This is a genomic window from Microbulbifer maximicatervae (SeqCode), from assembly GCF_052467615.1.
This window is the reverse complement of the sequence record NZ_CP174319.1, coordinates 746,099-761,539: the sequence shown is the minus strand read 5'-3', so window position 1 is coordinate 761,539 and position 15,441 is coordinate 746,099. Positions and strand designations below refer to the sequence as shown.

13 protein-coding genes are annotated in these 15,441 nt (G+C 46.9%); 4 read left to right on the top strand and 9 right to left on the bottom strand.

What is annotated here, in order from left to right; all coding sequences use genetic code 11:
* Positions 1 to 316: 316 nt before the first annotated feature.
* From ACJJIM_RS03475 to ACJJIM_RS03445, 7 genes are all read right to left on the bottom strand, one after another.
* Entirely contained in the window at positions 317 to 1,354 is a 1,038-nt protein-coding gene (locus ACJJIM_RS03475) for an energy transducer TonB (RefSeq protein WP_444912373.1), read from the bottom strand.
* A gap of 423 nt (positions 1,355 to 1,777) precedes the next feature.
* A complete protein-coding gene (locus tag ACJJIM_RS03470; protein ID WP_444912372.1) occupies positions 1,778 to 2,383 on the bottom strand; it encodes a tetratricopeptide repeat protein in 606 nt (201 codons plus the stop codon).
* Between the two features lie 165 nt (positions 2,384 to 2,548).
* Positions 2,549 to 2,965 (bottom strand): alpha/beta hydrolase-fold protein, encoded by a 417-nt coding sequence (locus ACJJIM_RS03465; protein WP_444912371.1) that lies wholly within the window; start codon positions 2,963 to 2,965, stop codon positions 2,549 to 2,551.
* Positions 2,966 to 3,168: 203 nt separating this feature from the next.
* Positions 3,169 to 3,909 (bottom strand): NUDIX domain-containing protein, encoded by a 741-nt coding sequence (locus ACJJIM_RS03460; RefSeq protein WP_413664802.1) that lies wholly within the window; start codon positions 3,907 to 3,909, stop codon positions 3,169 to 3,171.
* Positions 3,910 to 4,029: 120 nt separating this feature from the next.
* Entirely contained in the window at positions 4,030 to 4,425 is a 396-nt protein-coding gene (locus ACJJIM_RS03455; protein WP_413664801.1) for a GNAT family N-acetyltransferase, read from the bottom strand.
* 82 nt (positions 4,426 to 4,507) lie between these two features.
* On the bottom strand, positions 4,508 to 4,981 hold the full coding sequence (locus ACJJIM_RS03450; RefSeq protein ID WP_444912370.1) for an OsmC family protein: 474 nt from the start codon (positions 4,979 to 4,981) through the stop codon (positions 4,508 to 4,510).
* 155 nt (positions 4,982 to 5,136) lie between these two features.
* Positions 5,137 to 5,481, bottom strand: a complete 345-nt coding sequence (locus ACJJIM_RS03445) for a 4a-hydroxytetrahydrobiopterin dehydratase (protein ID WP_108732232.1) — start codon at positions 5,479 to 5,481, stop codon at positions 5,137 to 5,139.
* Positions 5,482 to 5,689: 208 nt separating this feature from the next.
* Here ACJJIM_RS03445 and ACJJIM_RS03440 point away from each other — a divergent pair, with 208 nt between their 5' ends.
* A complete protein-coding gene (locus ACJJIM_RS03440; RefSeq protein WP_444912369.1) occupies positions 5,690 to 7,513 on the top strand; it encodes a DUF885 domain-containing protein in 1,824 nt (607 codons plus the stop codon).
* Between the two features lie 42 nt (positions 7,514 to 7,555).
* Here the strand turns inward: ACJJIM_RS03440 and ACJJIM_RS03435 are convergent, their stop codons facing one another.
* Both ACJJIM_RS03435 and ACJJIM_RS03430 read right to left on the bottom strand, forming a co-directional pair.
* Positions 7,556 to 9,064: a fumarate hydratase gene (locus ACJJIM_RS03435; RefSeq protein ID WP_282931690.1), complete on the bottom strand. Its 1,509-nt coding sequence runs from the start codon at positions 9,062 to 9,064 to the stop codon at positions 7,556 to 7,558.
* A gap of 152 nt (positions 9,065 to 9,216) precedes the next feature.
* Positions 9,217 to 9,975 carry a hypothetical protein gene (locus ACJJIM_RS03430; protein WP_444912368.1) on the bottom strand — a complete coding sequence of 253 codons (759 nt, stop codon included), beginning with the start codon at positions 9,973 to 9,975 and terminating at the stop codon, positions 9,217 to 9,219.
* A gap of 332 nt (positions 9,976 to 10,307) precedes the next feature.
* Between ACJJIM_RS03430 and sodB the strand changes: the two genes are divergently transcribed.
* The 3 genes from sodB (at position 10,308) to ACJJIM_RS03415 (ending at position 15,316) form a co-directional block, all read left to right on the top strand.
* Entirely contained in the window at positions 10,308 to 10,889 is a 582-nt protein-coding gene (sodB, locus tag ACJJIM_RS03425; protein ID WP_108732228.1) for a superoxide dismutase [Fe], read from the top strand.
* Positions 10,890 to 11,124: 235 nt separating this feature from the next.
* Entirely contained in the window at positions 11,125 to 13,002 is a 1,878-nt protein-coding gene (locus ACJJIM_RS03420) for a DUF885 domain-containing protein (protein WP_444912367.1), read from the top strand.
* 427 nt (positions 13,003 to 13,429) lie between these two features.
* Positions 13,430 to 15,316 carry a DUF885 domain-containing protein gene (locus ACJJIM_RS03415; protein WP_444912366.1) on the top strand — a complete coding sequence of 629 codons (1,887 nt, stop codon included), beginning with the start codon at positions 13,430 to 13,432 and terminating at the stop codon, positions 15,314 to 15,316.
* Positions 15,317 to 15,441 lie beyond the last annotated feature (125 nt).

Below are 15,441 nucleotides of genomic sequence, written 5' to 3'. Positions count from 1 at the left end.
GGAAAACAGTAGAATTTCAGATCACCAAGTTGAGTATAACCATTGAAAACAATAGCTACTTAACTTCTAAAGTAGCGATTCTAATTTGGATTAGTTCATATTTGATCTGACAGTTACTGGTTTTTCTGGAGGTACTCTGTCAGGTCAAGTCTGAATTACTACAATTTGCCAGAAATTTATTAGAGTAATCATTTGACAAACTATTACTATCTGGACCCCCGACAAAGCAGGGACCCTCTTGAATTAAGCCTCTATTTTACAGCGATATACAGCCAACAAAAATAGATACCCAAAGCAATCAAATTGCCCCGCCCTATTAACCTCTAAGCTCGACAATTTCAACTTTAGTGCCTTCCTCACCATAAACATACACGGTACATGCCCCCCAACTTTCCGGTACTTCCCAAGTATTATCCAGCAAAAACTCAAAGACCTGCCTATTCCTATCGCACCTTAATTCAAACTTATCAACACTACCAACTATATTTTGATAATAGAACTTTCTTCTATTGAGCTTATACGGCCAGTTTTCATGCTCGCCAATGGCACCACTAACAGCAATAGGACTATCACTAGCAAGAAAAATTTTGATCTTTTCTTCAATACTGCTTAACTCTAAGATCTTATCCTCATACTTGCCATCCGAAAATTCTTTCATCTTGGAAAAGGTATCCAAGGCATCCGCATAGTAAGCACGCTCAACTTGCGATAGAAATAAAATTTCCAGTGCAGTCATATAAAAATTATCAGGAAGATAAACGCCGTCATAAGCTATCGACTTTAACAGGTTCCCATAAGCTGCCTCTTTGTTCCCCTGTGCCAAATTGTATTGTGCCTTTAACCACCAAAACCAGGAATCCTCATAGTGATTCCATTTCTCACGCTTTCCCAGCTTTTTAATTTTCACTTCGGCCTCATCGAGACTACCATTCTTAATGAGAGAGGTCGCTTCCTTATACCTTAAAACAAAAGAACGCCTTGCCCCAGAGGGTGTCCTTTTCATATTAAAACTAAACTTGCTGCGAGTATAAATTTGCTCTACCGGATTCCCATTTAATGTCGCCGGCTCCCAAGTCCATGTTTTAATATTACTTAACGCACTCCTCTCAAATTGTTTATTGCCGCTAGAATCGACAACTATCGCATCAACTGCAACACCCTCAACCGAAACAACATAACTCAAAACAACCCACCCCTCTCTTTGGGAGCGAGCTTCTGAGGGCGGATACTTAAGCGGGGAACGCTCAATTAATTTTGCGCTAGTAAAAATATCTCCAACCGCCTCATCTTTACTTTCTCCAGAAAATACCCAACCAGAAAAAAGTAAAAAAAACGGGAGAATTATCCTTCTCATTAAACAACCTTACCATAATAAATTGCCCTGAAATTTAAATAGTCAGCTCAAGCTTTAGGGATACCTAGCCACAATCAACTACAACTTCCTTATGGGCACAAACAGAAAATATTCTTTTGCCGATACAATCAAACCTGATTATCACAAACATACTCACAGGTTATACTGAAATAATATCAAATAGATAAGACTACTTCCAGCTAACACAGAACTCATATTGAAAACTCAAATTACAGATCAGTGCACGACTTTTTGAGGACTTAGCTCAAACATTTCTCTTTGAGCGCCAACTGTCTAACCCTTACTCTCAAAAGAGTTTCCAACCTGCTTGTGCGGCAATCAATCGAGCCACTATCAACGAGTCTTTTTCACCACCAACCTAAGGGCAGCACTCGACTATAAGGAACTAGATTTAAATAAAAACTAATATATCAATAACTCAGACATTCTGCTTTTAGCATTTTCATTATCAGGATAAATTAACAATGATTTCCTATAGCAATTTACAGCAAGCTCTTTCTCCCCCTTAACCACATATGCTTCAGCCAAGTTAACCCATGCCTTATATGAACCTGGGTAGAACTGTGTATTCAATTCGAAAAATTCTATTGCCCTATCAACATCTACGCCAAACTGATCATTATAGAGGCGATCAAAGCCAAAAAAACTAATCGCATCTTCACTCAACATAAACCTCCCTCCGAGCTTCCTTGAAAACTCTTCGAAATGTTTTTTAACATTTACTGCTGGGCGAAATCTAGCTTGATCATCGATCATATAACCATCAAAAATTGATCGAAGCCCTCTATAAAAGCTAATAACGGGCATTGTATGATGATTTTCTTCTGTCCCATATGTTACTGAATCTACGTACAGCCCTTTCTTGGGCTTCTCATTTAGCAGCCTAATAAATTCTGCAACATAGTTTTCATCAGGATATACACCTTCCACTCTCTCTGAAGTAGCGATAAACAGCCTGCGCTTCTCAGTTGATTTACCTTGTAGGAATTCAGAATATCGCTTTATCATAATCTGCTCATCCCACCACATACTTGGATCAATAGCGATATACGCATTAAAAGCTTCAGGCGCCGAATATAAGCTATGGATAACAGGTAGACCTGTAAATGAGTAACCTGCAAGAATTTGATACCCGGATGTCGGATATTCTGCGTTTATCTCTGGGATAAGCTCCTATCTTAAGAACTCAAGGAATTGATCAGCGCCCCCTGTATTGGAAAGCGCCTGATTTTTACGCCCGCCATATTCAATTAGCGATCTAGTAGGTGAGCTATCTCTAACACGTTCTTGGCTTACGATACCTACGACAATCATTTCAGGAATTACTGGGGTGGCATCAGAGCTCAGCTGCCGAACCATACCTGTGAAGACATGAAAGAAGCTATTAAAATCTGCATCAAGTAAATAGAGAACCGGGTAATCTTTATATCCACCTTCTTTAAAGGATGTGGGAAGAGAAATCCAGTACTCCCTTTTCTCTTCAAGAGTTTGCGAGGCAATAACCTTGCGCTCACCAATAGTTAACTCTTTGGATTGAGCAGTTAAACTCCAAACTGCAGTAATTAAAATAGCTATAAGTTTGCTTTTCATAGGAACACTCCATCTTTCCACCAGCTAACCATTTAACCCACTAATAATTTAATAATCAGAAGAGGAAGAAATCATACGCCGCGTTCTGGACTCAATGAGAATGAAGAATTCACAATGTGTTTAGAATGCAGTCTAGTCTTTCCCTCTGCCCCCAAAGTAAGTGGTTAAACAGCAATATATACTCAACTAATCATTTGGCCCCTTCAGGCATTAGTCCAAAATATTTCCTGCTTTGCGAAAGGATCCTTGTAAGAGTCCTGGCTGACAGGAGTTAAACCAAGCCTCTGCAAGGACATTTCAGCAACATGTCTATTAAATGCTGAGATATGCCCTCCATTTAAGTAGTGGTCAATATCCACCCAGGAAGCATGCTTAATTTCTTCCGTATCTGTTATTGAAATATCCCGATTTAAGGCACTCAATTCACATACGAAGTAGATATCCGTGTAGCCTAAATTTGTAGGAAATCGGGTGGCAAATCCGAGTACTGAGGAAAACTCGCAGGACACACCGGTCTCCTCATAAACCTCACGAATCACCGCATCGGCTATCTTTTCACCCAGGTCAACGGTTCCTCCAGGCAGCTTCGGGCTCGATGCTGCACTGTGGCCCTGGACACAGAGCAGTTGCCCATCAAGAAGTACGAATCCCCCAACTCCCACCGTATGGGTTGGGTAGAAGGGAACATATGCATCTTCCTGAAGCTTAAGAACCAGCCTTGTAGCAGAATCCCGACAGCTATGAAATGTAAAACCATGCTTTAGGCATATCGGGATAAACCGGGTAAGTGCATCTCGGAGATCTATCCATATCAACTTTCGTCTGTTAACTCTGGATACTTCTATAATGGCTACCAGTTCAACCAAGAACTGATTTTCCGTACCAGAAAAATTCTCGAGATCCAAAGTAACGCAATTAAAGGAATCAACTGTATGATGAAACACAAGCAACCTATTCAACACCTAAATGATTTCAATACCATAAACGATATAGCCAACACTGAATCAATCATTCGTTCATTGATGTAAAGCCAACTTCGAATCCAAAATAATAGCTCTGTGCCATTATTTGATAAGATACATCCCTTCAGTATCTGGACGGCTCAATTCAAATCCAAATTTTCTATAAAGCTCGGGAACATCTGCCATCAACGTAATATATGCTGAAGGAAGGGCTTCTCGATCCAGGTAAGCCATAATGTGCTCCATGATCTGACGCCCCAGGCCAACACCTTGGAATTTGGGATCGACAGCAACATCCACTATCTCAAAATTAAGTGCGCCATCCCCCACTACCCGCCCCATAGCGACAGTTTCAGATTGTCTTTTTATATGGATACCATACAAACTATTTGGAAGGCCTTTTTCCGCTGCTTCACGGCTTCTGGGGGTTAAGCCTGTTATCTCTCGCAGTTTGAGGAAATCCTCGGTAGAAGCTACTTTCTCAATAATTGTGTACATACATCGCCGAAAAAAATAAACAAATTAATAGTGCCGCTAAGCCTACCTAGTACCCAGCGACAACCAAACCGCTATAGGCTCCTTAAATTGGAACTTCCTGGATCTCTGTCACCACTTCAGCTTTCACGGAGTTCGCAATAAAACACTGTTTGTGGGAAAGATGATGTATTTTTTCTAACTGCTCGCGACTGGGTTGTTTTTCACCGGAGAAGCGCACTGAAGGACGCAGGATAACTTTAGTCATAGCAATTCGACCATCCTTATCAGCCCCCATAATTCCTATAGCTTCATCGCAATATTCATCAACCACAAACCCTCGCTTGGCTGCAATCGATAGAAAAAACAACATATGGCAGCTGGAAAGAGCCGCTACAAAAGCTTCTTCTGGATCAACGTTTTCAACTACTGAATAGGGAATGGGTACAACATGGGGGGAAGAGGAGGCTGGGATAGATGCCCCACCATCAAATTGCCAGGTGTGGGCGCGACTGTATTGATTATCGGTGAAAATCTGCTCGTCGCGTTTCCAGGTCACCGTTGAAGTATACTCTGACAAGACTTATCTCCCTTTAGACGACACCCCTAGCCTTGGGGGAAAAGGGGCTAAATTGGGATGCTCACCAGCCCTAAGATTACCAAGAACCGGTGAGTGCTATTTCAAATGGTCCATCGCCTCCCAAAGCCGGATATAGGCGCCACAAGAAATACTAGTTAAGCGGCATCCACCTGCTCATCGGTGCGAGCAGCCATGATAAAGTCATTTTTGTGCAGGCCCTTAGCCTCGTGACTCCACCAGGTAACCGTAACCTTACCCCATTCAGTCAGCAGTGCGGGGTGATGCCCCACCTCTTCAGCAATCGCGCCGACACGGTTGGTAAACGCCAGAGCCTGCTTGAAGTTACGAAACTTAAACACGCGTTCCAGCTGCATAATTCCGTCACGGGTCATCGGCGTCCAGTCGGGAATCTGCCGTAGCAGTCCTGGCAGTTCGTCATCACTCACCAGCGGCGCATCGGCACGACAGGCTTCACATTGTTGTTGAGCTAGTTCGGTCATGAATCGGTCCTCAAAACCTTGTTTATTATCGGCTCAATTGGGCCGGCCTCACTCTACCCGCCCCCCCTTAACGAAACAAGTACAGGGCTCAAAAACGCATTTTATCCGGTTTTACCATCACAAAATGGAACCGCATGCTAAAAATATTGGACGATCTATGGCCACCGCAGCCTTGGGTCGACATCGGCAGATTAACGTGAGGATTGTCATGAAAGCACACCTCAGCCTATTACTACTTCTAGTATCTCTAGGAGCCTGTGAGCGCCAGCAAGTGGATAGAGAGCGCCTTCCTCCACCTGAGAAGGTTATCCTGGAGGAAATGCGCTCCGAGACAAACCTGGCATTCGAGCAGCTCTGTCAGCAATTTATACACGGCCTATGGAATCTATTCCCATCCTGGGCGCTCAGTGAAGGCTACTATGAAGTAGCCAAAGAGCTTCAGGTGCCCGATAAGAGTTATCGTGAATTTGTATTGGATTTTGCTCAAATCTATGAACGCAAATTTGCAGCCTTGGATAAAAGCCAGCTCAATATCAATTCACGCAGTAATCTCGCTCTTATAGAAAATTTTCTGCATCGACTGCAATGGCAATATACCCGCTTTAAGTCATACCAATGGGACCCATCCATATATAATGTTTCCCATTCTTTTGCCCTGATCCTAAACACCGACTATGCGCCACTTCTAAAGCGCCTACATACCGTTAGCACTCGTATGCTGCAAGTGCCCGAGTACTATCAGGCCGCTAAGGCCGCTATCTATCGTCCGGCAGCGCCACAGCTTGAATTAGCAATTCAACAGAGTACAGGCTCATTGGAAGTCTTTGGTGAAGAGCTGGAAAAAACGGTTAAAGAAAGTCAGATGCCTGCGGACGCAAAGGAGATTTTCCTGCGGCGAATGCACGATTCTCGCTTAGCGATTCAAAGCTATATCCACTTCCTACAAAACCTGCAAAAGAAATTGACTAAATCCGGAAAATTCCGTGATTTTCGTATCGGTGAAAAACTCTACGAAGAAAAATTCCAGTTTGATATCAATATTGGAATGAGCGCTGCTGAACTATACCAGCGCGCCATCATAGAGAAGCAGCTAACCCACGATAAAATGACCAAGCTTGCCGATCAACTCTGGCCAAAATACTTTCCTTCTGACTCCCCACCCAACGAGCCACTGGTAAAAATTGAAAAGCTTCTGAACAAGCTTTCCCAATATCATGCCACCAAAGAAACTTTCAAGGAAAAAGTAGAGCAACAGATCCCGGAGCTGGCAAAGTTCGTGACCGAAAAAAACCTGTTAAGCCTGGACAAGGAAAAGCCACTGGTAGTTCGAACAACTCCAGCCTACATGCAAGGCTTTGCTGTAGCTTCCATTAATGCGCCTGGCCCCTACCATAAAAATGCAAATACCTATTACAACGTGATGCCCATAGAGACCTACTCCGATCAACGGGCGGAGAGCTTACTGCGAGAATACAACGACTATATCCTGCAGATACTAAATATCCATGAAGCGATCCCCGGGCACTACACTCAACTGGTCTACGCCAATCAGTCCCCTAGTATCCTGAAAACTATTCTCGGCAATACTGCCATGATCGAAGGCTGGGCAGTCTATGCGGAGCGCATGATGCTGGATGCGGGTTACGGTAATTTTTCCCCCGAGCTGTGGCTGATGTACTACAAGTGGAACTTGCGCACTATCACTAATACCATTTTGGATTACGAGGTACAGGTAAAGGGTATCAGCCAAGCAGAGGCAATGAAGTTAATGGTCAGGGATGCCTTTCAACAACAGGCTGAAGCAGAGGGCAAATGGCGCAGGGCGACCTTAAGCCAAGTGCAGCTCACCAGCTATTTTGCTGGCTTTACAGATATTTTGGCCCTGCGTGAGGAAATCAAAAAGAAAATGGGCAACAACTTTAGTCTCAAGGGGTTCCACGAGATGTTCCTGAGCTATGGCAGTGCACCTATACCAATTATTCGCGAGCTGATGCTGGCGGACTTAGCCAAGCAAGACAATAAATTCCAATAAAAAAGGCCCCTGTTGGGGCCTTTTCTTTAAATGGCGGAAGCGTTACACCTCACCTTCGGCAATCTTGGCTTTCCAGATCAGCGGGCCAGTAGTGTGTACTGACTCACCCTGACTGTCGACAGCCACAGTTACCGGCATATCTTCTACTTCGAACTCGTAAATCGCTTCCATTCCCAGCTCAGGGAAGGCGATTACTTCGGAGCCTTTAATCGCCTGGGCAACCAGATAAGCAGCGCCACCGACGGCCATAAGGTATACCGCTTTATTATCGCGGATCGCCTCAATTGCCATGGGGCCGCGCTCCGCCTTACCGATCATCCCCGCCAAGCCGGTTTCTTCCAGCATAGTGCGAGTGAATTTATCCATACGGGTAGCGGTGGTTGGACCAGCGGGACCAACAACCTCATCGCGCACCGGATCTACCGGGCCTACGTAGTAGATAAAGCGGCCGGTGAGATCCACAGGCAACTTCTCGCCTTTAGCGAGGATATCTACCATTTTCTTGTGCGCCGCATCGCGACCAGTCAGCATCTTACCGTTCAGCAGCAGGGTCTCACCGGGCTGCCAGTTTTGGATATCTTCTGCGGTAATGGTATCCAGGTTTACCCGACGGGTATTGCTGCCCGCTTCGCGGGTAATTTCCGGCCAATCTTCCAGCTTAGGCGGAGTCTGGCGCGCAGGCCCGGAGCCATCCAGGGTAAAGTGGGTGTGACGGGTAGCTGCGCAGTTGGGGATGATCGCCACAGCCTTGTTGGCAGCGTGGGTGGGATAATCCTTGATCTTCACATCCAGCACAGTGGTCAGTCCGCCCAGGCCCTGGGCGCCGATGCCCAGTTTGTTGACGGAATCATAGAGTTCCAGACGCAGCTCTTCAGCGCGGTTAGAGGCTCCGCGCTCTTGCAGCTCCTGAATGTCGATGGGGTCGAGCAGGGATTCTTTGGCCAACAGCATCGCTTTCTCAGCGGTACCGCCAATACCAATACCCAGCATGCCGGGCGGACACCAGCCGGCACCCATCTGTGGAACCATCTTCAGCACCCAGTCAACCACCGAGTCTGATGGATTCAGCATGGCAAACTTGGTTTTGGCTTCACTGCCGCCGCCCTTAGCTGCCACATAAACTTCTACGGTATCACCGGGAACGATTTCATAGTGAATCACCGCCGGAGTATTGTCTCCGGTATTCTTACGAGCACCATCTGGATCTTCCAGAATAGAGGCACGCAGCACGTTGCTGGCATTTTGATAGGCCCGGCGCACACCTTCGTTAACCATATCGGTAACGCTCATGTCCGCTTCCCAACGCACATTCATGCCCACTTTCAACTTCACGGTGACAATGCCGGTATCCTGACAGATTGGGCGGTGGCCCTCGGCACACATGCGTGAGTTGATCAGGATCTGGGCCATGGCGTCCTTGGCCGCCGGGTTGACCTCTTTCTCATAAGCCTTGTTCAGGGCCTGAATGAAGTCCTGTGGGTGGTAGTAAGAAATAAATTGCAGCGCATCGGCCACGCTGCCGATCAGATCATCCTGGCGGATAGTGGTCATTGCCAACTCCGATTAACGTCTCGAGGCCGGCGATTCTACACGAAATGTAGGGTTATTGACCCAGATATTCCCAGAAATCCCATTCACCTAAAGGGAAAACGGAATAAAAAAAGGCGGACACCAGGTCCGCCTTTTTTAACTCAACCGGAAAACTACATGGATGAAGCTGTGGAATCACCGCTGGACTGCAGGGAGCGAATCGCATCGCGAAGCTGCACCAAATCCTTATTCACCGAACGGCGGTAAGCATCGATAGACTCTACAGCCTCTTCATTCGCACCGACACGCATAGTCAGGTCACTGCGCACTGAAGCCAGCTGGCGCTCCAGACGTGCAAGCTTGTCGGTCATCTCACGCTGGGAATCTGTATTGCCCTTGCGCAACTCTGCCAGCGAAGCCTCTACAGCGGCGATTTTCTTCACGCTGGACTCGAGGCCGCTGAGCTTTGTGCTAAGAGCGGCGACTCGCTTTTTGTTAGCCGCGACTGCTGTTTTATTGGCGGAGATACTCTTGCGGTTGGTGTCATAAGCAACACCCCACAGTTTGCGGATCTCCGAGGAGTTTTCCTTGGCTTTTGCATTCAGCACTTCGACCGATGCCGTAGATTCCTCATCGGAGAGGCTAAAGCGCTTCTCCAGTTCAGCAATACGGTTTTCCGCATCGGCAATACGAGTCTCTGCATCACTCAACAGGGTCCGGCTGTCCTGCCACTGCTGGTACAGGAAACCCGAGGCACCCAGGCCACCCATCGCCATAATCAGGGCACATAGCCCCAAGAAAGAGAAACCACCTCGGCGCTCCTCCACGATCACCTGGGGCTCTGGTGAATCACTCCTTTCTTCGCTGGTAGTGAGGTCCAGTGATGGTTCAAGAGCGGCGCTGCCGCCCAGTGTGGGCTCTTTGCGTTGCATGGTTCGATACACCCGATAACTGTGCTGATGAGTCCGGTACCCGCCAGTTCTATGCTGGTCTTTCCGGTACCGTATTTTCAGAAATATATGACAATAGAATCCATTCAGATTCGTCGAATTCTGCGGCAGTTATACCAAAAATTGACGAAAAAGTAAGCGGTCGTCAGTAATAATAGACGACAGTCGAATAGAGCTGACAGCAAAAGCTTCCCCCCTTGTGTTTGAGGAAATCGTCCCAAACTTCCCTAATCCACCGCGCCGGCTTAATTCTGAGATGCGGCACGTGTAGAATGCCCTCACCAATAACCCTCAGACAAAGGAAGGAAAACACCATGGCTTTCGAATTGCCTGAACTCCCCTACGCTAAGAACGCCCTGGCACCGCATATCTCCGAAGAGACTTTGGAGTACCACTACGGCAAACATCATAAAACTTACGTAGACAAGCTGAACGGCCTGCTGGAAGGCACTGCTGACGCTGACAAGTCCCTGGAAGACGTGATCAAGTCCTCTTCCGGTGGTGTGTTCAACAACGCAGCCCAGGTTTGGAACCACACTTTCTACTGGAACTGCCTGAGCCCTAACGGTGGCGGCGAAGCCACTGGCGCGATTGCCGAGGCTATCAACGCAGCCTTCGGTAGCTTCGACCAGTTCAAAGAAGCATTTACCACCAGTGCTGTAAACAATTTCGGCTCCGGCTGGACTTGGCTGGTAAAAAATGCTGACGGCTCAGTCGCTATTGTAAATACTTCCAACGCAGCAACCCCGCTGACTGAAGAAGGCGTTACTCCCCTGCTGACCTGCGATGTTTGGGAGCACGCTTACTACATCGACTACCGCAACCTGCGCCCGAAGTACATGGAAGCTTTCTGGGCCCTGGTGAACTGGGAGTTTGTAAACCAGAACTTCGCTTAATCCCGAAGTCACCAGAAAAAGCGGGTCATGTGCCCGCTTTTTTTATTTCTTTAATGCCCTCCTCCCAATCAAATTCTCCCCACTACTGGCCAAATGCTGCTCCAGTCAGCACAATACCTGCTGATCTGCACTACACATCCCGCATAAAGTGTGGGGGATTTAGGCAATCAACCTAAAGAATGCCACTGGAGTGGCACAAATTAGCAACGAAGAACCGAACACTGGGAATATGCTCATGAAGTTGAAACCAACCCTGATCGCAGCCGCCATAAGCGCGCTGGTAATCAGCGGCTGTGACCGCGGCGCCCCGAACACAGCCGAGCAGAGTGCAACCGCCACAGCCACGGAAAGCACGGCGACTCAAGAAGTCGCAGGAAAAGTGGACCCAGCCGCAGTCAAACGCGTAAACCAGATGTTCGAGGACTTCTTCCAGGAGCACCTCGCCCGCAGTCCAGAGACCAAAACTTTCCTGGGTAAAAAAGAAGACTACGATAAGTGGGATAACCTCTCCCCAGAATTTGCCAAGGAAACCCTGGAGCTCGACAAGCGTCAGCTGGCGGAACTGAATAAAATTGATCCTTCCACCTTGGATGACGCTACCCGCCTGAGCCTGCGCCTGGCAAAACGCAACTGGCAACAGGATATTGATGGCTACAAGTGGCGTAACCACGGCTACCCTGTTAACCAGATGTATGCCACCCATACCAGCGCCGCCACACTGTTGATCAGCCAGCACCGTATTGATGATGTCAGCGATGCAGAAGCCTATATCGCCCGCTTGAACGGCATGCCCAAGTATTTCTCCCAGTTGGAAGAACAACTGAAAGCCAATGCTGCAGTCGGCACAATCGTACCTAAGTTTGTATTCCCTTACGTTATTAGCGATTCCCGCAACCTGATCACCGGTGCACCTTTTAACGGTGAAAAAGACAGCCCACTGTTTGCAGACTTTAAAGACAAAGTAGAAAAGCTGGAAATCAGTGAAGATCAAAAGAAATCACTGGTCAATAAAGCCAGCCAGGCCCTGACTGCAAGCGCCGGCCCCGCTTACGAAAAATTAATCAGCTACCTGCAAGAGCTTGAGAAAAAAGCCAACACTGACGACGGCGCCTGGAAACTGGCAGACGGCGAAGAGTTCTATAAATTCCGCCTCGGTGTTTACACCACTACGGATATGACTGCCGATGAGATCCACCAAACCGGTCTTAAGGAGGTTGCCCGTATTCACGACGAAATGCGCGAGATTATGCGCAAAGTGAAGTTCGAAGGTAACTTGCAGGAATTCTTCGAGTTCATGCGCACCGACAAGCAGTTCTACTACCCCACCACTGAGGAAGGTAAAGCGGAATACCTGGAAAAGGCCACCGCAATTATCGACACCATGAAGGGCCGCCTGGATGAACTGTTTATCACCAAGCCCAAAGCCGATCTCGATGTAAGAGCCGTAGAGGCCTTCCGCGAAAAATCTGCGGGTAAGGCCTTCTACCAGCGCCCGGCTCCCGATGGTTCGCGCCCAGGTATCTACTACGCCAACCTGTACAATATGAACGATATGCCGTCTTACCAGATGGAAGCATTGGCCTACCACGAAGGTATCCCCGGCCACCATATGCAGCTTTCTATCGCTCAGGAATTACAGGATATTCCCAAGTTCCGTAAATACGGTGGTTACACTGCTTATACCGAAGGCTGGGGTCTCTACTCCGAGTTGGTACCCAAGGAATTGGGCTTCTATGAGGACCCCTACTCTGACTTTGGACGCCTGGCTATGGAACTGTGGCGCGCTGGCCGATTGGTGGTAGACACCGGCCTTCACGCCAAGAAATGGACCCGCGAGCAAGCGATCGACTACCTCGTAGAGAACACCCCGAACCCGAAAGGCGATGTGGTTAAAGCGATCGAACGCTATATCGTCATGCCTGGCCAAGCGACCGCATACAAAATCGGTATGCTGAAAATTGTCGAGCTGCGTGAAAAAGCCAAAACAGAACTGGGTGATCAGTTTGATGTTCGCGGCTTCCACGACACTATCCTGGCCAGTGGCCCAGTCCCCTTGGATGTACTGGAAGAACTGGTTAATGAGTGGGTTGCAAAAGTAAAAACCCAACAATAAATAATAGAAGCGACAGATAAGTACCTGATAACTACTTGTCTGTCTTTTTCTTATCGTCAGTAGAGCATTGCAGAAGTAAAAATTCTGTATAGTTTTTACAATACGGCATTTATTGTTTTACAGGGAAGTCCGGAATGACACTCCGGACTTCTTATTAAGCAATCACCAGCTCCCAGCATGATTGGCACTGTGGCCTTATTTCACCCCCCCTATTTTCAGCTCACCTTAGCCGCCACTGTCGTATAAAAGCACCAAAATAAAACATACCCAGTATTCCCCATACCAAAAAAGTGCACCGCTCTTATTTTCTGCTGAATTTATATCCACAAAACCAAATAATGGGATGCTTTTACATAAAAAAGTCCATTAACTGCAAAAATAATGATAAAAAAGTAAGAGCTACTCTTTGAACGCAAGGATTGTACTCATGAAGTTAAAAGTAACTCTGATTGCAGCGGCAGTAAGCTCACTCATCCTCACGGGCTGCAACGATAGTACCAACAATGCAGATGCACATAAGATTGCCCCCTTAGAGGAAAGTGCACTTAATCAGTCACCTCCCCCGAAAGTCAGCAAAGAAATGAGTGAGGCCAGCAAGAAGGTCAATTTGCTATTCGATAAGTTCTTCCAGGAGCATCTAGACCGCAGCCCTGAATTCAAAACATTCTTGGGTCTGAAAGAGGAGTACGGCAAATGGAATGATCTAACTCCTGAGTTTGCGCAAGAAACCCATGAAATTAATAAGCGTCAATTATCCGAGCTGAATAAAATTGATCCCGCTATATTGGATCGACCTACCCAACTTAATCTTCGACTGGCAAAACGCACTTTGCAACAAGAGATCGAAGCCTATAAGTGGCGAAATCATAATTATCCAGTCAACCAAATGTTCGCCACCCATACCGGCGCCGCTTCAACACTTATCAGCCAGCACCGTATCGATAACATCAGGGATGCCGAAGCTTATATTTCCCGCTTAAATAGAATTCCCCAGTATTTCGCACAGCTGCAAGACCAACTGGAAGAAAACGCCAAAGCTGGCACCACTATCCCAAAATTCGTTTTCCCCTATGTTATTGGAGATGCACAAAACCTAATTACTGGTGCTCCTTTTGACAGAAAAAAGGACAGCCCTCTATTTGCTGACTTTAAGGAAAAAGTAGAAAGTCTCGATATCAGTAAAGAGCAGAAAAAGTCCTTAATAGATAAAGCTAAAACAGCACTAAAAGACAACACTGGCCCCGCCTATAAAACCCTAATCGACTACCTGCAAGAGCTTGAGATACGCGCAACTACTGATGATGGCGCCTGGAAACTGGCAGATGGCAGTGACTTTTATAATTTTCGCCTCGGCTTTTACACATCTACCGATATGACAGCCGAAGAAATTCATAGGATTGGCCTTGAAGAAGTGACTCGCATCCATGATGAGATGCGTGAAATTATGCGTAAAGTAAAATTCGAAGGTAAGTTGAAAAACTTCTTCGAATTTATGCGCACCGACCAGCAATTTTATTACCCGACCACTGAACAGGGGAAAGCTGCATATCTTGAGAAGGCTACTACCATTATCGATACCATGAAGGGTAGGCTGGACGAGTTATTTATCACCAAACCTAGAGCGGACCTCGATGTGAGAGCGGTAGAACCATTCCGGGAGAAATCTGCCGGTAAAGCTTTTTACCTGCAACCTGCTGCCGACGGATCACGCCCAGGCATCTACTATGCCAACCTCTACAACATGGACGATATGCCCAGTTACCAGATGGAAGCACTGGCATACCACGAGGGTATCCCCGGCCACCATATGCAGCTCTCTATCACCCAGGAATTACAGGATATCCCTAAATTCCGCAAATATGGTCACTATACCGCCTATACCGAGGGTTGGGGCCTTTACTCTGAAATGGTGCCAAAAGAGATGGGACTCTACCAAGACCCCTACTCAGATTTTGGGCGCCTCGCCATGGAGTTGTGGCGAGCAGGACGCCTTGTAGTCGATACCGGAATTCACACCAAGAAGTGGACCCGAGAACAAGCCATACAATACCTGATGGAAAACACCCCTAATCCTGAGGGGGATGTGATTAAAGCAGTCGAGCGCTATATCGTATTACCCGGCCAGGCAACAGCCTACAAAATTGGCATGCTCAAAATTTTACAGCTCCGCGAGAAAGCCAAAAAAGAACTGGGAGAAAAGTTTGATATTCGCCAATTCCACAATGCAGTTCTGGCCAACGGCCCAGTACCACTGGATGCCCTGGAGGAAATTATTGACGAGTGGATAGCAAACACCAGAACTCCAAAAGTATAACTAAAAGGTTAAAACAGAATTAAAAAAGGCCACTATCTGTGGCCTTTTTTGTTTGAGCTATTAGTGAACACCTAACAATTCGAGAGCCAAATATACACGAGGACAAGCGATATACTTGGTTTACC